This is a genomic window from Nocardia salmonicida, assembly GCF_036142455.1.
In the GTDB taxonomy this organism is placed as follows: domain Bacteria; phylum Actinomycetota; class Actinomycetes; order Mycobacteriales; family Mycobacteriaceae; genus Nocardia; species Nocardia salmonicida.
Window position 1 is genome coordinate 3,992,779 of sequence record NZ_CP108014.1, and the last position, 22,829, is coordinate 4,015,607.

The window sequence follows — 22,829 nt, forward strand, 5'->3', positions numbered from 1 at the left end:
CTATGCGCCCATCGCCCCCGCCCGTGCATCGGCCCTCGTCGTGGGGGCCCCGCTCGTACCGGATCCGCTCCCGTCGAGGACGTCGGCGATCCGGGCGAGCGCGGCCTCGCCCGCCATCGCCCAGTGCGTGACGTCGATGCCGTGCCGGTGGACGGCGCCCTCGACGGCGTCTGTCCAACTGGCCGCGCCGCGCGACCCGCTGGGGTCGTCGACAGTGGCGGCGAAGTAGACGAGGTCGCCGTCGAAGCGGCGCGGACGGTAGTCGTCGACCATCCGCATCGAGGCGGTGGCCGCGTCGATGATGCGGGCGATGCGGGCGCGGTCGAGGGCGGCCAGTGGTCCGCCGATGTTCGCGGCCGCGTCGGCGAGACCGTCGGTATCGAAGGCGAGATCCTCACCGGCGAGGCCGCCGAGCAGGTCACCGACGGTGGGCATCGGGGTCTGTTCGGGTCCGTCGCCGAGCCAGCTGTCCATCATCGCCAGCTGTGCCACCTGCGCACCGTCGGCTTGCAAGCCTGTGGCGACGGCGTGGGCCAGCAGCCCACCCAGCGACCAGCCGAGCAGGTGGTAGGGCCCTTGGGGCTGTACTTCGCGAATGGCCGCGATGTAGCGCTCGGCCCAGTCGTCGATGCTGGCGGGCAGCGGTTCGTCGGCGGTGAGGGCAGGCGACTGCAACCCGTAGATCGGGCGCTGCGGGTCGAGGTGGCGGGTGAGCCCGGCGAACGACCAGGACACACCGCCCACCGGGTGGATGCAGAACAGTGGCGCGCCGGTGCCGCCCGCACGCAGCGGCAGCAGAACCGCGAACGCGTCGTCGGTCGAATCGACTTCGGCGCGTAGCCGTTCCACGACGACAGCGGGTGTGGGATCGGTGAAGAACCACGCCACCGGCACCGCGCCGCCCAGCGCTTCACTCAGTCGTGAGGACAGCTGGACCGCGGTGAGGGAGTTGCCGCCGAGGTCGAAGAAGTTGTCGTCCATGCCGATTCGGTCCAGGTCGAGTACCCGGGCGAACGCGCCCGCCACGAGTTGCTCGGTCTCGGTGATCGGCGCCCGGTAGGTGGCTTGGCGCAGTTCCGGTCGGGGCAGCGCGGCGCGGTCGAGCTTGCCGGACGTGTTGACCGGCAACGCGTCCAGCTCGAGCACCACCGCCGGCACCAGGTAGCCGGGCAATTCCGCGGCCAGCGCCGCACGCAGTGCCACCGCGTCGAAGCCCGAACCATCGTGTGTCGCGCCAACTCCGGCACCGTCGAACTCCTGGCGACGCGCCATGACGACGTAGGCGACCAGCCGGTCTGCGCCGACCCCGGCCACCACAGCGGCCGCGGCCTGCGCGACCCTCGGCAGGCGCTGCATCGCGGCCTCCACCTCGCCGAGTTCGATGCGCTGACCGTTGAGCTTGACCTGGAGATCGTCACGACCCACGTATTCCAGTGCGGGAGTGTCGATTCCACGCAGCCGCACGAGGTCGCCGGTGCGGTACATCCGAGCGCCGGGCGCACCGAACGGATCCGGCACGAACCGCTCCGCGGTGAGCTCGGCAGCCCCGACATACCCGTGCGCGAGCTGCGCGCCGCCGACATAGAGTTCCCCGGTCACCCCGGGCGACACCGGCCGCAGCCGCGCATCGAGCACGTAGAGCCCGGTATTCCACACCGGCGCACCGATCGGCACCGTCACGACGTCGCCGTCTGTCACCACATGCGAACTCACCTGCACCGCGGTCTCGGTGGGCCCGTACAGGTTCACCACCTCCGCGCCGGTCAGCGCCCGCACCTGGTGCGCCAGCGCCGCGGGCAGTGCCTCGCCGCCCGCGAACACCCACCGCAGCGGACCGCCGGCTCGGTCGGTGTCGACCAGGTCGGGGCGGACCTGCAGGTGCGCGGTATAGGCCGCGAGCAGCGTCGGTGCGAACTGCACGGTGTCGATGCGGTGTTCGGTGACGAGTTCGGCCAGGTAGGCCGGATCACCGTGTCCGCCGGGCCGGGCGATGACCGTGCGCGCGCCCACCCGCTGCGGCAGCAGCAGTTCCCAGATCGAGGCATCGAAAGTCGTCGGCGTCTTGTGCAGCACGGTGTCACCGGCCGCGAACCCGAAACGCCGCGCCAACCAGTCGAGTTGATTGACGATCGCGCGATGCGGAACACCGACGCCCTTGGGCAGACCGGTGGACCCGGAGGTGAAGATCACGTACGCCGTGTGCTCCGGGAGCAAGGGCGACACGCGCTCGGCGTCGGCGATCGGCCCGACCGGGAATCCCGCGAGATCGACGGTGTCGAGCGCGACCACATCGTGCCCGCGCACCGGGAGGTCCACAGCATCGCGGCTGGTGGTGAGCACACACACCGGTTGCGCGATCCGCAGGATGCGGGTGATCCGCTCGGCCGGATGATCAGGATCGATCGGCACATAGGTTCCACCCGCCGCCAGTACCGCGTACACACCGACAAGCAGGTCGGCCGAGCGCCGAACTCCTACCGCCACCGCGTGATCCGGTCCCACTCCGTGTTCGATCAGATGACGGGCGAGCCGGTTCACCCGCGCCGCGAACTCGGCGTAGGTGAGAACGGTGTCGCCGTCGACGAGCGCGACAGCCTCCGGCGTCGCGGCGACCTGGCGGTCGAAGGCCGTCGGCAGAATGCCCGCCGCGTCGGCATGCGCGGTGTCGCACCAGCTCTCGAGCATCCGGCGGTCGTCGGCGGTGAGCAGGTCGACATCGCCGACGATGACCTCCGGATTCGCCGTCACCGCGTCGAGCATCCGCACGTAGCCCTCGACGATGCGAGCCGCGGTCGCGGCGTCGAACAGGTCGGTGGCGTAGGTCAGACTCACCGCGCAGCCACCGTCGGCGGTATCGGCGAGTACCAGGTCCAGGTCGAACTTGGCGACGGCGACGTCGGCTTGCAGTCCGGTCACGGTGAGGTCGGGCAGGACCACCTCGACCGGGCTCGCGGCCAGGTTCTGGAAGGCGAGCATCACCTGGAACAACGGGCTGTGCGCGGTCGAGCGGGCCGGGTCGAGCACGTCGACGAGCCGCTCGAACGGCACCTCGGCGTTCTCGAAGGCGTCCAGGTCCACCCGCCTGGCCTCGCGCAGCAGCGCGGTGAACGAGGCGCCGGGATCGACACCGGTTCGCAGCACCAGCGTGTTCACGAACATGCCGACGAGATCGTCGAGTGCCTGCTCACCGCGGCCCGCCACCGGGGTGCCGATCGCGATGTCGCCGGTGCCGCTCAGTCGTGCGAGCAACGCGGCCAGCGCGGCGTGAGCGACCATGAACTCGCTCCCGTCGACGCGACGAGCCACCTGACCCACCCGCTGCCATACCGTCGGCGGCACCACAGTGTCGACGCTCGCGCCGCGATGCGAGGCGACCGCCGGACGCGGCCGGTCGGCGGGGATGTCGAGCAGTTCGGGCAGCCCGGCCAGTTCGCCGCGCCAGAATCGCAGCTGTCGTGCGGCGACCGACTCGGCGTCGTCCTCGCTGCCCAGCACCGCCCGCTGCCACAGCGTGTAGTCGGCGTACTGGACTTCCAGTGGCGCCCAACCGGGTTCGGCGCCCGCGCGGCGGGCGAGGTAGGCGGCGGTGGTGTCGCGCAGCAGCGGCCCGGCGGAGAAACCATCGGCGCTGATGTGATGGATCACCACGACCAGCACCACTTCGTCAGCGGCACAGCGCAGTACGCGCACCCGCACGGGCGGGGCGGCGGTGACATCGAATCCGCGCCCGATCTCGGCCGCGACGATCGCCGGTACCGCGATCGGATCGACCGTCTCCACCACCGGCGTCGGCACGAACTCCCACACCGCCTGATGCCCGATCCCATCGATCGCCGGGTAGGCCGTGCGCAGCACCTCGTGCCGGTCGAGCACATCGGTGACCGCGGCGGCCAGCGCGACGGCATCGACATCGCCGGTGAGCCGCACCGCGATCGGGATGTTGTAGGCGGCGGTGTCGGGATCGAGGCGATTGAGCAGCCACATGCGCTGCTGGGCGGCCGACAGCGGAATCCGCGCGGGCCGCTCACCCGCTGTCAGCGCGATCCCCACGCCACTGCCTGCCCGCACGGCGAGCATGGCCGCCAGGTCGATGACCGTGGTGGCTTCGAACAGGGTCCGCACCGGCACCCGGGTCGACAAGGCCGCGCCGAGTCGGGCGGCGACCCTGGTCGCGATGAGCGAGTTGCCGCCGAGTTCGAAGAAGTCGTCGTCGAGACCGACCTGCTCGCGCCCGAGCACCTCACCGAACACCTCGGCCACCGCGCGCTGGGCCGTCGTGACCGGGGCACGGAACGGCCTCGCCACGAATTCCGGTGTGGGCAGGGCTTTCCGATCGAGCTTGCCGGACGTGTTGAGCGGGAACGCGTCGAGCACGACGATCACCGACGGCACCATGTACGACGGCAACACCGCGCTAACGGCCGACCGCAGCGCGGCCGGATCCAACTCGACGCCCGGCGTCGGCACCACATAGCCGACGAGCCGATCGCCGGTCGCGCTCGCCGAGACCACCGCCGCCGCCTGACCGACCCCGTCCGATCCCCGCAACGCGGTCTCGATCTCCCCGAGCTCGATGCGCTGACCGCGGAACTTCACCTGGAAGTCGATGCGCGCCAGGTAGACGAGCACGCCGTCGCGAGTCCAGCGCACCAGGTCGCCGGTGCGATACATGCGGGCGCCCGCCGTGCCACCGGAGCGTGACCCCGCGCCGGCGAAGGGGTCGGCGACGAAGCGATCCGCCGACAGGTCGGGCCGACCGAGGTAACCGCGAGCCAATTGCGCACCGGCCAGGTACAGCTCACCGGCGACACCCGGAGCCACCGGCCGCAACCGCTCGTCGAGCACATAGACCCTGGTGTTCCACGCGGGCACACCGATCGGCACGGTCTGTCCGGTCGCGCCGTCGGCGGGCCAAGCGGTGACCGAGACCGCCGCTTCGGTGGGCCCGTACAGGTTGTGCACGGTGGCAGACGATTTCGCACGCAGCGCGCCGACCGCCTCCGGGGTGAGCGCCTCACCGATCGCGAAGACCAGCCGCAGACTCGCCAGCTGGTCGGCGGCGGCGTGGGCGGCGAACATCGCCAGCATCGACGGCACGAAGTCGACGACGGTGATCCGCTGCGCGGCGACGAGTTCGGCGAGATAGATCGGGTCGCGGTGCCCCTCGGGGGTGGCGAGCACCAGGGTCGCGCCCGCGGCGAGTGGGGCGAAGAACCCCCAGACCGACAGGTCGAACCCGGCCGCCGACTTCTGCAGGTACACGTCGTCACCGTCGAGCTGGTATTGCTCGATCAGCCACGCGATCTGGTTGTGGATCGCGGCATGGCTCATCGCCACGCCCTTCGGCCTTCCGGTCGAGCCGGAGGTGAACAGTACGTAGGCCGCGTTCGAATCCCGCAGCGGCGCACGGCGTTCGCCGTCCGTCACCGGGCGGCCGGGGTACCTGCCGGTGTCGATCTCGTCCACCGTGACAATTCGCTGGTCCGAGGAATCGCCGAACTCGTCCCCGCTGGTGGTCAGCACGAGCCGGGGGCGCGCGGTGTCGAGGATCTGGGCGATGCGGTCGGCCGGATGGTCGGGATCGACGGGCACATAGGCGCCGCCTGTGGTGAGCACCGCGTAGATGGCGACGACGAGGTCGATCGAGCGCCGCATCGCCAGGGCGACGAGGACCTCGGGGCCGACGCCTTCGGCGATCAGGTGACGGGCCAACCGGTTCACCCGGTCGTCGAACGCCGCGTAGGTCAGTTCCGTGCCGTCGAAGACCAGCGCCGGAGCAGCGGGATGCGCCGACACCTGGGCCCGGAAGGGCGTGAGCAGCGTTGCGGTGCGGTCGATTTCGTGCGCGGTGGCATTCCAGTCGTCCAGAATGCGGTGCCGCTCGGCGGGCTCGAGCACATCCAGGGAATCCAGCGGCGTGCGCGGGGTGGCGGCGACGGCGGCGAGCAGCCGCTCCAGGCGGGCACCGATCGTGATGGCCGTCTCGGCGTCGAAGACGTCGTGCGCGTAGGTGAGCACGCCCGTGACGCCGGCGGCGGTCCCGTCGGCCGCGTACTCGTCGCTGACGATGAGATGCAGATCGAACTGCGACAGCTCGTTCTCGGTGTCGAGCCCCGACACGGTGATCCCCGGCAGCGCCAGTTCGGCACGCTCGAAGTTCTGGAACGAGAAGCCGACCTGGAACAGCGGATGCCGAGCGGTGGAGCGGGTCGGATCGAGCACCTCGACGAGGCGCTCGAACGGCACCTCGGCATTCGCGTACACCGCTACATCGGTGGCGCGCTGGCGAATCAGCAACTCCTCGAAGGACTCTCCCGCGCGCAGGCGGGTACGGAAGACCAGCGTGTTGACGAACATGCCGATCAGGTCTTCGAGCGCGGCCTCACCACGCCCGGCGACCGGCGTACCGACCGTGATGTCGGCACTGCCCGAGAGCCGTCCGAGCAGCGCGGCGAACGCGGTGTGCACGACCATGAACAGCGTGGCTCCGGCATCCCTGGCCAGTGCGCCGAGTCGAGCGTGGGTGTCGGCGTCCAGGGTCACCGGCACGGTGCCGCCGGCGAGGCTCCGCACGGCCGGGCGCGGCCGATCCAGCGGCAGCGCCAGCTCGTCGGGGAGGTCGGCGAGTTCGCCGCGCCAGAAGTCGAGCTGGCGGGCGGCCACCGAGCCGGGATCGGCTTCGTCGCCGAGCACGGCCCGTTGCCACAGCGCGTAGTCGGCGTACTGCACCGGCAGTGGCGTCCACCGCGGTGCCACACCGTCGCGGCGTGCGAGGTAGGCCGTCATGAGGTCACGCACCAGCGGCGGCACCGACGAGCCGTCGGCACTGATGTGGTGCACCACCATGGCCAGCACTGCCTCGTCGGCGCTGATCCGGTACAGCACCACCTGCCACGGCACACCCGCGGTGACATCGAAGGTGGTGGCGGCCAGCGCCGTCACCGCCCCCACGATCTCGGCCGCGTCGATATCGCGAATCCGCAGTGCGACACCGGCTTCGCCGACAGGCAGGATCCGCTGTTCCGGCCCGTCGGCGGTCTCGGGGTAGTAGGTCCGCAGTACTTCGTGCCGACCGACGAGGTCATCCACCGCGGTGGCGAGCGCGTCCAGGTCGAGCACGCCACCGAGTCGTACCGCGATCGGCACGTTGTACCCGGCCGAATCCGGATCGAACCGATTGAGGAACCACATGCGTTGCTGGGCGGGCGAGAGCGGAATCGAAGCAGGCCGCTCCCCCGCCGCCAGTGCCAGTCGGGCCGCGCCGCCGTCGGCATCGAGCGCGGCGGCCAACGCGGCCACTCTCGGCGCCTCGAAGATCCGCGCCACCGGCACCTGCCGGTTCAACGCCGCTCCGAGCCGTGCCGCGACCCGGGTCGCGATCAGCGAGTTGCCGCCGAGATCGAAGAAGTCGTCGTCGGCGCCCACCAGTTCGACACCGAGCACCTCGGCGACGACTCCGGCCACCAGCTGCTCCGACGGCGTCGACGGCGCACGGAATGCACGAGCGACCGACTCCGGCGCGGGCAGCGCCCGCCGATCGAGCTTGCCGGAGGCATTGATCGGTAACGCACCGAGGACGACGAACGCACTCGGCACCATGTAGGCCGGAAGTGCCTTCTGCAGAGACGCTTTCACCACATCCAGGTCGATCGCCGCGATACCGGCCGCGAGATCATCGCCGACAGCGGCACCGATCGCGTCGACGCCGTCCCCGATCTGTTGCGCGGGGACGAGGTAGGCGGTGAGGTACTCGCCCGTGCCGTCGTCGCGGACGGTGACCACGGCGCGGTCGACGGTCTCGAGCCCGGCGAGGACAGCCTCGATCTCGCCGAGTTCGATGCGCAGACCGCGGAGCTTCACCTGGAAGTCGGTGCGGCCCAGGTAATTCAGTTCACCCGAGCGGGTACGGACCACGAGGTCGCCCGTGCGGTACATGCGCTCACCGGGGGCGCCGAGGGGGTTGGCGACGAAGCGGTCGGCGGACAGGTCGGGGCGGCCGAGATAGCCGCGCGCCAGTTGGACGCCGGCCAGGTACAGCTCGCCGGGCATGCCGACGGGAACGGGTCGCAGGCGCGGGTCGAGCACGTGCAGGGCGGTGTTGGCGACCGGGGCGCCGATCGGCACCGTCACGGTGTCGGCGTCGGTGACCTCGTGGAAGCTGACGTCGACGGCGGCCTCGGTGGGCCCGTACAGGTTGTGGACGGCGACACCGGGGATCAGCGCGCGCAGGCGCTGGGCATCCACGGCAGGCAGCGCCTCGCCGGAAGCGAACACCTGCCGCAGCGAAACACAGTCGGCGGCGAGCGGTTCGGCGAGGAAGGCCGCCAGCATCGACGGCACGAAGTGTGCCACGTCGACTCCGGTACGGGTGATGAGCTCGGCCAGATACACCGGATCACGGTGCCCGTCCGGGCGGGCGATCACCAAGCTGGCGCCGATCTGCAAGGGCCAGAACAGCTCCCACACCGAGACGTCGAAGGTGATCGGCGTCTTCTGCAACACGGTGCCCGCGGCATCGAGCCGGTAGGCGTCCTGCATCCAGACCAGGCGGTTGACGATCGCGGTGTGGGTCACCGCGACGCCCTTGGGCTTACCGGTCGAGCCGGAGGTGAACAGCACGTAGGCCAGGTCAGCGCCACGCAGGGGCCGGAGCCGATCGGCATCGGTCACCGGGCCGGTAGCGAACCCGGACAGGTCGAGCGCGGCGGGCTCGACCACGCGCGTGCCGGTGTCGGGGAAGTCGGCAGCTGCCAGCACACAGACCGGTGCCGCGGTCGCAAGAACATCGGCGATCCGGTCGGCCGGATGATCGGGGTCCAGCGGCAGATACGCGGCGCCCGCGGCCTGCACGGCATAGATCGCCACCAGCAGATCGATGCCGCGCCGCAGCCCGACACCGACAACGGCACCGGGTCCTACCTGCTCGGTGATCAACCACCGCGCCAAGCGGGCGACGCGAACAGCGAACTCGCCGTAGGTGATCGGCGTCCCTTCGAATTCGAGCGCGACCGCGTCGGGAGTACGCACGGCTTGCGCGGCGAACAGCGAGACGAGTGTCGCGTCGGCGTCCAGCGGAGCGACGGTGTCGTTCCACGCCGCGAGTTGAGCGGTCTGTGCCGCATCCATGAGATCGATCTCGCCGACCGCCGTGCTGTCATCGGCGACGACCGCGCTCAGCACCCGCACGAAACGCGCGCCGAACTCGGCGACCGTGTCGTGATCGAACAGGTCGGTGGCATAGCGCAGCCATCCGCGCATCCCGGGTTCGCCTGCGGCGCCGACGATCTCGTTGATCGCCAGCGACAGATCGAACTGGGTGGTCGCCGCGGGCAGCGCGAACTCGTCGATCCGCAGCCCGGGCAGTTCGATGACGGTGTCCTCGCGATACTCGAACGCCAGCATCACCTGCACGATCGGCGAATACGACGTGGAGCGCACCGGATTCAGCTCGTCGACGAGCCGCTCGAACGGTAGGTCCGCGTTCGCGAAGGCCCGCAGATCGGCCGCCCGCACCTCGGCGAGCAACTCGGCGAACCCGGCACCGGCGTCGACCGTCGTCCGCAGCACGAGGGTGTTGACGAACATGCCGACGAGGTCGTCGAGCGCGGCATCGGCCCGCCCGGCGACCGGCGTGCCGACGAGAACATCCGCGCCGGCGCCCTGACGCGACAGCAGCACCGTGAACGCCGCGTGCACCACCATGAAGGTGGACACCCCGTGGCGACGCGCCGTTGCCTCGATCCCGGCGACCACCTCGGCGGGCACATCGAACCCGACCGCGCCACCCGCACCGCCGCGCACGGCGGGCCGTGGCCGATCGGTCGCCAATTCGAGAGCCGGTGCGACCCCGGCCAATTCGTCGCGCCAATGCGCCAGCTGCCGCGCCAGCCGCGACTGCGGCTCGGCGGCATCGCCGAGCACGGCGTGCTGCCAGAGGGTGAAGTCCGGATACTGCACCGGCAACGGCTCCCATCCGGGAGCTGTCCCCGCGACGCGCGCGGCATAGGCGGTGATCAGGTCGCGGGCCAGCGGCGTGGTCGACACACCATCGGCCGCAATGTGATGCACAGCGAGCACCAGCACGTGCTCGACCGCGTGATCGACCGCAGCGGGGCGTGTCACCACGTCACCCGATCGGCTGCTCGCAGGTTCGATGTGCGCAGCGCGACGCAGCAGCGCGGCGCGCAACGGGGGCTGGGTGGTCAGGTCGTAACCCTCGCCGATGATGGTGCGCACCGTCTCGGCCAGATCGGCCTCGGTGATCTCTCGCACGACAGTGGCGGGCAGCACCGCGTCGACGGGCAGAACCACCTGGGTCGGACCGTCGGCGTCTTCCGGGAAAATGGTGCGCAGTGATTCGTGCCGGTCGAGGACATCGGCGAGTGCCGCCCACAGGGCATCGGTGTCGAGGTCGCCGGTCAGGCGCAGCGCGATCGGCAGGGTGTAGACGGCCGAGTCGGGATCGATCCGGTTCAGCAACCACAGGCGAGTCTGCGCCAGCGACAGCGGGATCCGATCCGGGCGCGGTCGTACGACGGTCAGCGGGGGCGACTGCTCGCGGCCGGTGCCCGCACGCTCGGCGAGTCCGGCGACGGTCGGTGCGTCGAACACATCGCGCACGTCCAGCGCGCTGCCGAGGGCCGCATTGGCTCGGGCCACCAGTCGCATCGCGAGCAGCGAGTTGCCGCCGACGGCGAAGAAGTCGTCGTTGGCACCCACGCGCGCCACCCCGAGCAACTCGCCGATCACACCGGCGAGCGCGGTCTGCGCACCCGGTCGCGGCGCCACGTATTCGGTGGTGGTGGACAGGTCGGCGGCGGGCAGGGCGGCGCGATCGAGCTTGCCCGCGGAGTTGAGCGGCACGGTATCGAGCACCACCAGGTGCGAGGGCACCATGTAGGCGGGCACCCGGCCGGCGACGTGCGCGCGCACCGCCACGATGTCGACATCGCCCGCGACGTACCCGACCAGGCACTGGCGGCCCGCGTCGTCGGTGGCCGGCAGCACGGTCGCGTGGGTGACGCCGGGCGCGTCGCCGAGTGCGGCCTCGATCTCGCCCAGCTCGATCCGCAGTCCGCGGAGCTTCACCTGGAAGTCGTTGCGGCCCAGGTAGACCAGCGCGCCGTCGCGATCGCGGCGCACGAGGTCGCCGGTGCGATACATGCGGGCACCGTCGACCCCGAACGGATCGGCGACGAAGCGGTCGGCGGTCAGGTCGGGCCTGCCGAGGTAGCCGCGAGCCAGCTGATCGCCCGCGAGGTAGAGCTCGCCCGCGACGCCGCCGGGCACCAGGTGCAACCGTTCGTCGAGCACGTAGGCGCGCACATTCCAGGTCGGCCTGCCGATGGGCATCTCGGTCTGCTCGACCGGCGCGGTGATCTGCTGGAACGTGCTGGTGATCGCCACTTCGGTGGGGCCGTAGGTGTTGTGCAGCTCGCCGGGGATCGCGGCGAGCACGGTCGCCGCGAGCGGGGCGGGCAGTTCCTCGCCACCCACGTGCAGCATCCGCAGTCCGCTCAGCGCATCGCCGAGCGCTTCGGCCAGCATCGCGGCCAGCACCGACGGCACGATCTCCATGATGGTGACGGCCTGTTCACGGATCACGCGCGCCTGATACGCCAAGTCGAGGTGTCCGCCGGGCCGCAACAGCACCAGCGGGGCGCCGAGCAGGGCGGGGGCCAGCAGCTCCCAGAGCGAGACGTCGAAGGTGAGTGGCGCGCGCTGCAGGAAGCGGTCCGCCGCTGTCATGCCGTATTCGCCACGCAGCCAGCAGATTTCGTTGACTACGGCGCGATGCGAGATCAGCACGCCCTTCGGCGTACCGGTGGAGCCGGAGGTGAACAGCACGTAGGCCGGATGCTCGGGGTGCAGCGGCGCAAGGCGTTCGGCATCGGTGAGCGGTGTTCCCGCGTCGGCGCCCGGCACCGATTCCTCGAGCTGTGCGACGGTCAGCACCGGGAACCCGGAACGCGACGCGGCAGCGAAATGCACCGAGGCCGTGGCGGATCGGATCCCGCTGTCCACATGGTCGAGGTCACCGGCGGACGCGACGACGACGAGTCGCGGGGTCGCTGTCGCCAGCACGTGCCCGATGCGATCGGCGGGCAGGGTCGCATCGATCGGCACGTATACGCCACCGGCGGCGAGCACACCGTGCAGCACCACCAGCAGTTCGATGCCGCGCGGAACAGCCACGGCCACGGGTGTTTCCGGGCCGACTCCGCAATCGATCAGTCTGCGGGCGAAGCGGTTGGCCCTGGCGGCGAGCGCACCGTAGGTGATCTCGGCGCCTTCGAAGACCGCCGCGACGGCCTGCGGATCACGCGCGGCCGCCGCGTCGAGCAGGTGCGCGGCCAGCGGGGCGCGCACGCCCAGCTCGGCCAGTGCGCCGTCGAGGGCGACCACGTCGCCGTGCGGACCCGTCGGCAGCGTGATCTCGTCGGTGTCCGCGAGCAGGGCGAGGTCACCGACAGCGGTGGCGGGTGCCGTGACCGCGCCTCGCAGTAGGCGCTCGAGCATGCCCACCATCGTCACGATGGTGTCGGCGTCGAAAAGGTCGGTGGCGTAGCGCAGTTCGAGGTCGAGGCCGTCGGGCGCGCCGTCCGGGGCGAAGCGGTCGACGAAGGTGAAGTCCAGGTCCACTTCGATCGGCGCGTCCGGCAGGGTCAGCCCCGACAGCGTGAGGCCGGGCAGTTCGAACGCGGTCCTGCGCTGGTTCTGCAAGGCGAGCGAGATCTGATACAGCGGTGAGTAGCCCTGTGAGCGAGCCGGATTCAGCGCGTCGACCAGGCTCTCGAACGGCACATCGGCATTGTCGAAGGCATCGAGGTCGCCCGCGCGTACCTCGTCGAGCAGATCGCCGAAGCGGGTATCGGCGTCGACCCGCGCACGCAGCACGAGCGTGTTGACGAACATGCCGACGATGTCGTCGAGCTCGCGATGACCGCGACCGGCCACGGGTGTGCCGACGACGATGTCGCCACCGGCAGAGAGCCGTGCCAGCAGGACCGACAGTCCCGCGTGCAGCACCATGAACGGGCTGGCGCGGTGTGCGCGAGCCAGTTCCTCGATGCCGCGATGCAGGTCCGCGTCGAGGGTCGTGGTGAAGGTGGCGCCCCGGTTGGAGGCGATCAGCGGCCTGCGCCGGTCGGCGGGCAGCGTCAGGACATCGGGCAGGCCCGCGAGCCGGTGTGTCCAGTAGTCGAGCTGGCGGGCCAGCGGTGCGTCCGGATCGTCGGCGCTGCCGAGGCCCTCGGTCTGCCACAGCGCGTAGTCGGCGTAGTGCACGGCCAGCGCGGGCAGCTGCGGTTGCGCACCCGCCGCGCGGGCGGCGTAGGCGGTCACCAGATCGCGGGTGAGTGGGCCCATCGACCAACCGTCGGCCGCGATGTGGTGCACGACGAGCACCAACACGTGCTCCGTCGCCGCCACCCGAAGCAGGGCGGCGCGCACCGGCACCTCGGTGGTGATCTCGAAACCACCGGCGAGGACGTCGGCCACCGCCGCGGGGACGTCTTCGGCCTCGACCTCGGCGACAGCGAGGTCGGGCACGAACGCCGGTCCGACGAGCTGCGTTGCCTGCCCGTCGAATTCGGGATAGGTGGTGCGCAACGTCTCGTGCCGGGCGATCAGGTCGCCCAGCGCGCCACGCAGCGCAGTGGTGTCGAGTTCGCCGCTGAGACGGATCGCGACCGGAATGTGGTACGCGGCGGAGTCCGGATCGAAGCGGTGCAGGAACCACATCCGCTGCTGGGCGGGCGAGAGCGGAATCCGCTGCGGCCGTTGGCCCGCCACGGGTCCCCGCCTGCTTCCCGTCCCGCGCAGCGCGTCCAGCCGCACGGCGAGTCCGTCGACGGTGCTCGCCTCGAACAGCTCCCGCACGGGCACCCGGGCGTCGAGCGCGGCACCGAGCCGCGCCGCCACCTGGGTCGCCAGCAGAGAGTTACCCCCGAGGGCGAAGAAGTCGTCGCCCGCACCGACGCGATCGAGATCGAGCACCCCGGCGAACGTCGCGGCGACGATCCGCTCGGTCGCGGTAGCCGGCTCGCGGTAATCGAGCTGCCCCGATTCCGGCGCGGGCAGTGCCCGACGATCGAGCTTGCCGGACGCGGTGACGGGCAACTCGTCGAGGAAGACGTAGGCACCCGGGACCATATAGGAGGGCAGGGTCGCGGCGATCGCGGCGTCGAGTTCGGCGGTGGTGGGCAGTGCCGAAGAGTCGACGCCCACGACGTAGGCGACGAGCTGATCGGGCCTGCCTTCGTGCGAGCGGACCAGGACGGCGACCCGACCGACGCCCGGAACCGAGGCGATCGCCGCTTCGATCTCGGCGGGCTCGATGCGCAGGCCGCGCAGTTTCACCTGGAAGTCGGTGCGGCCCAGGTAGTGCAGCGCCGGGCCGTCGGGACCGGTGCGCCAGGTGACCAGGTCGCCGGTGCGGTACAGGCGTTCGCCGGTGCCGTGGGGGTCGGCGACGAAGCGTTCCGCGGTGAGGTCGGGGCGGCCGTGGTAACCGTCGGCGAGCTGCGAGCCCGCCACATACAGCTCGCCCGGGACACCGGCCGGGACGGGGTGCAGGCGCGAATCCAGCACGTACACGCGGGTATCGGCGACCGGTGCGCCGATCGGCACCACGGCACTCTGCTCGTCACCGGCCTCGTGTGTGGTGACCTGGATGGCGGTCTCGGTGGGTCCGTACAGGTTGACCACGGTCGCGCCGGTGCTCGTGCGCACCCGTCGCGCCAGGTCGGTCGGCAGCGCCTCACCACCCGCGAAGACCAGTCGCAGCGAATCCGCCTGCGCGCAAGCCGGTTCCGCCGCCACGGCGGCGAGCACGGACGGCACATACTGGACGACGCTCACCCCATGGCGCACGGTGGCCGCGGCCAGGTACCCCGGATCACGATGCCCGTCGGCGGTGGCGAGCACCAGCCGCGCCCCGACGTGCAAGGGCCACAGCAGTTCCCACACCGACGCGTCGAAGGTGAAGGGCGTCTTCTGCAGCACCACATCGTCCGCGCCGAGCGGGTAGGCACGCTGCAACCACCGCAACTGGTTCACGACGGCCTTGTGCGGTACTGCCACACCCTTCGGCCTGCCGGTGGAACCCGAGGTGAACAGCACGTAGGCGAGGTGCTCGGGACGCAGCGGTACCACTCGCTGGTCATCGGTGATCGGATCGCCGGACAGTCCCGACAGGTCGAGCGCATCGACCTCCAGCACCGACTCCCCCACAGCCACACCGCTTCCGTCAACGGTCAGCACACAGACCGGTGCCGTCTGCGCCAGCACATACGCGGTCCGCTCGGCCGGATGATCCGGATCCACCGGCACGTACCCGGCACCGGCCGCGAGGACAGCGTGCACGGCGACCAACTGCTCCGCGCCACGGCGCATCGCGACCGCGACCAGCGAGCCGGGGCCCGCCCCGACCCCGATCAGATGACGGGCCAGTCGTGCGACTCGTTCACCGAACTCCGCGTACGAAAGCTCTACTGCGGTAAGGGAATCACCAACGGAGTGCAGCGACACCTCTGGCGACGCACCCCCTGCGCGGTGCGCGGCGATGGCATCGACTGCCGCGTGTTCGAGCCGGGAGATCGCGCTCGAGGACACCTCGCTTCCGAGGGGCGCGCCGTCCGCGGCCACCCGAGCAGCGAGCACGTGCGTCGCTGTCGGTACGTCATCGGCCGCGGTGGGTTCCGTGTCGACGACCACGGCGATCGCGTGGGGCGTTGCGGCAGCTTGCTCAGCGAGAAGCGAGGCGAGCGTCGCGTCGTGGTCGGTCTCGGTGGCGGTGTCGTTCAATGTGGTCAGGAGTTGGGCCTGCTCGACCGCGTCGAGGAAGTCTAGGTCGCCGACAGGGCGGGCCGGGTCGGCGAGGACCGCGGTGAGAACACGGAGCAGACGGGTGGCGAAACCGGCGACGGTGGTGGCGTCGAACAGGTCGGTGGCGTACAGGAACGCGCCGGAAATGCCTGTGGGAGTGCCGTTCTCGTCGCGGTGCTCGGTGAGGGTGAGCTCGAGGTCGAACTTGGCGACGCCGGTGGGCAGGTCGAAGCCTGCGACAGTGAGGCCGGGGAGAGCGAGTGCGCTCGGGGTCTCCTCGTTGAGCGACAGCATCACCTGGAACAGCGGGTTGCGGGCGGTGGAGCGGACCGGATCGAGGATCTCGACGAGGCGTTCGAACGGCACGTCGGCATGGCCGAAGGCGGCGAGGTCGGTTTCGCGGACCTGGGCGATCAGCTCGGTGAACGAGGTCGCGGGCGCCACGTCGGCGCGCAGGACGAGGGTGTTGACGAACATGCCGACCAGATCGTCGAGCGCGCGTTCACCACGCCCCGACACCGGCGTGCCGATCGCGATATCGGTCGTCGCCGACAACCGCGCCAGCAGCACCGCGAACACCGCGTGCGCCGCCATGAAGACCGTGATGCCCTGCGCCCGAGCGAATTCGGCCAGTGCGCGATGGGTTTCGCCATCGATCTCGACGCTGTGCATCGCACCACGCCGGGAGGCGATCGCGGGCCGGGTCCGGTCGGTGGGCAGGTCCAGCTGCTCCGGCACGCCGGCCAGCGCGTCACGCCAGAACGAGAGTTGCTTCGCCACAAGAGATTCCGGGTCGGCCGCGTCGCCGAGCACCGCGTGCTGCCACACGGCGTAGTCGGCGTATTGCACGTCCAACGGCGCCCAGCTCGGGTGCTCACCGATGGCTCGCGCACCGTAGGCCGTGAGCACGTCCCGGATCAGCGGTCCGAACGAGAAACCGTCGGCCGCGATGTGATGCAACACGATGACCAGCGCATACTCCGCACCAGCGGAGCCCGCCACACGGTCGACGTCGGGTTCCGACGAATCCGCCTGCGCTGCCGCAGTGTTCGCTGCCACACGGAGCAGGCTCGCGCGAATCGGGGCGTCGACGGTGAGGTCGAAGCCGATGGACGCGAAGGTGCGTACGGCGTCGGACACCTCGGCCGCGCCCACGATTCGGGGGTGAACCTCGGGAACGAGCCCGACCGCCGGAAGGATCTCGGCGACGGCGTTGCCGTCGAGTTCCGGATAGCGGGTGCGCAGGACCTCGTGCCGATCCAGCACGTCGACGATCGCCGCCTGGAGTGCGGCGATGTCGAGCGCACCGGTGAGCCGGACAGCCATCGGGATGTTGTCGGTGGCCGAGCCGGGGTCGAAGCGATTGAGGAACCACATGCGCTGCTGGGCAGGCGAGAGCGGCACGGGATCGGGGCGCGGTCCTGCCACCAGCACGGGGCCGGTGCCGGTGCCACGCAGACGGTCGGCCGCCGCGGCCAACGCCAGCACCGTCGTGGTGTCGAAGAGCTGGCGGATCGGGATACGGATGTCGAGGTCGGTACCGATGCGGGCCATCAGTCGGGTGGCGAGTAGCGAATTGCCGCCCAGATCGAAGAAGTCGTCATCGCGGCCGACCCGGTCCAGCCCGAGCACCTCGGCGAACGCGGCGGCCACCACCTGCTCGGCCACGGTTTCCGGCGCCCGGTAGGCGGCGGTTTCGAAGACCGGCGCGGGCAGCGCGGCCCGGTCGAGCTTGCCGACCGGGGTCAGCGGCACGGCGTCGAGGGCGACGATCGCGGCGGGCACCATGTGCGCGGGCAGGTGTGCGGCGGTATGCGCGAGGAGGGTCGCGGTATCGATCGTGGCGCCGGCGACGGGCACCACGTGGGACACGAGCAGGGTCGCGCCCGCGTCGGTCCGGTGGCCGATGGTGGCGGCGAAGTCCACCGAGGGATGGCGGGCGAGAACCGCGTCGATCTCGCCGAGCTCGATCCGGAAACCGCGCACCTTCACCTGGAAGTCGTTGCGGCCCAGGTACTCCAGATCGAACGAGTCCTCGCGCCGCACCCAGCGCACGGTGTCACCGGTGCGGTACATCCGCTCACCGGGAGCGCCGAAGGGATTGGTGACGAACCGTCCGGCGGTCAGCGCGGGCCTGCGGTGGTACCCGCGCGCCAGCTGCGCACCGGCGATGTACAGCTCGCCGACCACCCCGGCCGGCACCGGTCGCAGCCGGTCGTCGAGCACCAGTTCGGTCGTGCCCTCCACCGGCGCGCCGAGGGTGACCGGCGTTGTCGCACCGAGGGGTTCGCTGATATTGGTGACGATGGTCGTCTCGGTCGGACCGTAACCGTTGCGGAAGATCAGACCCGGGATCGCGGCAGTCCAGCGTGCCACCAGTTCCACGGGGCACGCCTCACCACCGACCACCACCACGCGCAGCTCGTCGAGCCCGTCCGGGTTCACCGTCGCCAACGCCGAAGGCGTGATGACCACATGGGTCACCCGCTCGACCCGCAACAGTTCTCCCAGCTCGGCCCCACCGAACACCCCGGCGGGCGCGACAACCATCGTCGACCCCTCGGTCACCGTCAGCAGCAGCTCGGCCACGGAGATATCGAACGACGGCGACGCCACATGCAACACGCGCGCATCGGCGGAGGCCAAGTAGCGCCCGGCCTGCACGGGCAGATACGCCGCGACCGCGCCGTGCGGAATCACCACGCCCTTGGGCAGACCGGTGGTGCCGGAGGTGTAGATGACGTAGGCGGGATCCAGCGGATCCACCGCGCGACCGGGTGCGGCGCCACCGGTCGTCGCCGCGGCGGAACCGAGACCATCGAGCGCGAGCCAGTTCACGGTGGTGGGCAAGTCCGCCGACACGGCCTCGATCGTGATGCCCGCCGCCGCACCGGAATCGGAGAGCATGTGCGCGATGCGATCGGCAGGATAGTTCGGGTCCACCGGGAGGAAGCCCGCACCGGACTTCACGACGGACCAGATCGCGGTGACCGAGTCGGCGGAACGCGGAATGCTCACGGCGACAACATCGCCCGCACCGATACCGAGATCGGTGAGCCGGGCGGCCAGGCGGGTGGATGCGGCGTCGAGCTCGCCGTAGGTCAGGGTGCGGGCGCCGTCGCGGATGGCGATCGCGGTGGGGTCGGCGGCGGCGCGGGCGAGCACCTGTGGCAGCAGCGGGGCGGGGGTGGACGGGCCGCCGGAGCGAGCGGTGAGCTCGGCGAGTTCGGTGTCGATCAGCAGGGGCAGATCGGCGACGGGGGTCTGCGGGGCGGCGGCGATCGCGGTGAGCAGTCCGGTGAAGCGCGACATCATGCGCGTGACGGTCGGCTCATCGAACAGATCTGTGGCGTAGGAGAATTCGCCGGACAGACCCATGGTCGGGGAATCACGCAGGGTCAGCGAGAGATCGAACTTCTCGATGTCGTAAGGCATTTCGACGGCGGCAGCGCGCAGACCGGGCAGTTCGAAGGTCGTCGGCGGCAGGTTCTGCAGCGACAGCGCCACCTGGAACAGCGGATGGCGACCGGCCGAACGCGACGGCGCGAGCACCTCCACGAGCCGCTCGAACGGCAGAGTGGTGTGGTCGAAGGCGGCGAGGTCCCCGGTGCGAACACGGCCGAGCAGCTCGGCGAACGGTTCGGCGCCACGCACCTGAGTGCGCAGCACGGCCGTGTTGACGAACATGCCGATGACGTCGTCGAGTTCGGCGGCGCCGCGTCCGGCGACCGGCGTGCCGATCGCCACATCCGCAGTGCCCGACAGGCGTGCGATCAGCACCGACAACGCCGCGTGCAGCACCATGAACAGGGTCGCGCCCTGTTCTGCGGCAACAGCATTCAGCGCCGCGACCACCTCGGCATCGAGCTCGAAGAAGACCCGGCGCCCGTGCATCGATGCCACGGCGGGGCGCGGCCGATCGGTCGGCAGGCTCGACTCGTCCGGCAGCCCGGCCAGCGAGTCCCGCCAGAACGCGATCTCACGCCCGGCTCGGGAGTCGGCAGCGGTTTCCTCGCCGAGGAGCGCACGTTGCCACAGGGTGTAGTCGGCGTACTGCACCGGCAACGGAGCCCACTGCGGCGCCGTGCCTTCGGTACGCGCGTAGTAGGCAGCCATCGTGTCGCGCACCAACGGACCGGCCGACCAGCCGTCGGAGGCGATGTGGTGTACCACCAGCACCAACACGTGATCGCCGTCGACCTCGAACAGCCGCACGCGCACGGGGGGCGCGGCGACGACATCGAATCCACGCAGGATCACCTCGGCCAAGACGCCGGGCAGTTCCCCAGCGCTGATGCCGACGGGGTCGAGCAGTTCGGCGGCGAGCGATGCGAGCGCCTCGGCGACAGGGAGGACGACCTGCGTCCCCACCCCGTCGACCTCGGGATACACCGTGCGCAGCACCTCGTGCCGCACGATCAGATCACCGACCGCCGCCCGCAGCGCGTCCTGATCCAGCACACCCGACAACCGCACCGCGATCGGGATGTTGTACGCACCGGTCTCCGGATCGAACCGGTTCAGGAACCACATCCGCTGCTGCGCGGGCGAGAGCGGCACCACCGCCGGACGCGGCCCCGCGACGAGCGCGGGCCGGTCGTCGGCCACGCCGTCCTCGACCAATGTCGCCAGCACCGCGACGGTCGGGCTGTCGAAGAAGTCGCGAACATTCACCCGCACACCGAAATTCGCCTGCAACCGGCCGATCGCACGGGTGGCGATCAGCGAGTTGCCGCCGAGGCGGAAGAAGTCGTCGTCCAACCCGACGGTCTCCACATCGAGCAACTCGGCGAACAACGCGGCGACAGCACGTTCAGCCGTGGTACGGGGCTCCCGGAACTCAGCGGCGGAAACCCGGAAATCGGGCTCCGGCAGCGCTTTCCGATCCAGCTTGCCGCTGGCATTGGTCGGCATCGCGTCCAGCTGCACCAGTAGCGAGGGCACCATGTACTCGGGCATCGACGACTTGGCGTGCGCGAGCAACTCGGCCTCGTCGAGTGCCGCCCCGTCGACGCTCACCACATAGCCGACCAGCGCCTCACCGGCGGCATGCCGATGCAGTAGCACCGCGGCATTGCCGACCCGAGGATGCGTGGCCAGCACGGCCTCGATCTCCCCCAGCTCGATCCGCAAGCCACGCAGTTTCACCTGGAAGTCGGTGCGCCCCAGGTATTCCAGCTCACCGCGCGACTCCCGCACCAGGTCACCGGTGCGATACATGCGCTCACCGGCCACGTCGTACGGGTTCGCCACGAAACGATCCGCGGTCAGTCCGGGCCGCGCGACATAGCCGCGAGCCAGCTGGATACCGGAGAGGTACAGCTCGCCGACGACGCCGACCGGCACCCGATCGAGATTCTCGTCGAGCACCAGCAGCCCGGTGTGATCGGCCGGACCCCCGATCGGCACCGACACCTCGTCCGCCGCGGTCACCTCGTGCGCGGTGACATCGACTGCCGCCTCGGTGGGCCCGTACAGGTTGTGCAGCGCGGTCGACGAGAGCGTGCGCAGCCGCGCGGCGGTGGCGGCGGGCAGCGCCTCGCCCGAGGCGAACACCATCCGCAACGACGACAGATCCACGTCGGGGCCCAATTCACCGACGAACGCGGCCAGCATCGACGGCACGAAGTGCGTCACCGTGGCCCGGTGCTGAGCGATCAACGCCGCCAGATACGCGGGATCACCGTGGCGACCCGGCTCGACGATAACGAGCCGAGCACCCACCTGCAGAGGCCAGAACAGCTCCCACAGCGACACATCGAAGGTGTAGGGCGTCTTCTGCAACACCACATCGGTATCGGTCATGCCGTAGCGGCGCTGCCGCCACACCAGGTTCGCCACGATCGCGCCGTGGGTCACGGCCACACCCTTCGGGCGGCCGGTGGAACCCGAAGTGAAGATGACGTAGGCCGTATTGCCGGCTCGCACCCCGGACACGACCTCACCGGGCACCGCGTCCCAGTCGATGTCATCGGTGCGCAGCGACGGTGCGCCGTTCAGATCCGGCTCATCGCCGACTCTCGTCACGACCACCACCGGCCGCGCCACCTCGAGCACATAGTGCAACCGGTCCACCGGATGATCGGGGTCGAGCGGCACATACGCGCCGCCCGCGTGCACGATCGCGTGCACGGCGACGATCAACTCCACGCTGCGTCGCAGCGCCACCCCGACCAGCGTCTCCGGCCCGACACCCAACTCGACCAGCCGCGCCGCCAGCACCCGCACCCTGGCATCGAATTCCGCATAGGTCAGCACCTCGTCACCGAACTGCACCGCGACCCGATCAGGCGTGCGAGCGACCTGCGCGGTGAACCGATCGACAAGCGTCGCGGCGGCCGACGGTTCCATCCCCAGCGCTGCCATCGCATCGCCCGCGAGCGCATCGAACAGTGCGCCGAAGGCCCCGTCGGCGGCATCGACCACGCCGGGGAACAATTCGGCGAGCACCACCTGCACGAGCGTGTCCGCGTCCAGGGCCCCACCGGTGAGCTCGGCCATCAGTGTGAGCTGGGCATCGAGATCGGCATAGGACACCGCGGCGCCATCGAACTCGACCGCGATCCGCGCCGGATCCATCGCCGCGACCGTCGCCACCAGCGCTGCCAGCTGTTCTGTTTCCGCGCGCGCCGGAGTGGGGTTGGTCATCGCACACTGCCTTCCATTACCGACCGCGGGCAACGCCACACGGCCGCACAAACTCTCGGAACTCCCCGGCTCACACGGGGTGAGGTGGATCGGCGCGGGGGCGGCCAACCTCGGGCACCCTGCCCGAAATCCACCCACTCACACCGGATTCAGTGCGATCGGCTATGACACGATCGCGGCAATCCGGCTCGCCACCACGCAACCAGCAATGACTCGGTTATCTCCCGACCTCCATCGTCGACCCCGACACCTGAACCACGCGTCCGAACACGAGCAGAAGCGTATTCGTTTCAGTAATAAACCGGACCGGATTCAGTCAAAATCACGCCTGGGAGACTCACTTTTCGACGCCG

At 70.4% G+C, this 22,829-nt stretch carries 1 protein-coding gene; it reads right to left on the minus strand.

Annotation, left to right across the window (positions count from 1 at the left end; all coding sequences use genetic code 11):
• Positions 1 to 22,476, minus strand: coding sequence for a non-ribosomal peptide synthase/polyketide synthase (locus tag OHS03_RS18895; RefSeq protein WP_328655880.1), 22,476 nt, complete (start codon positions 22,474 to 22,476; stop codon positions 1 to 3).
• Positions 22,477 to 22,829 lie beyond the last annotated feature (353 nt).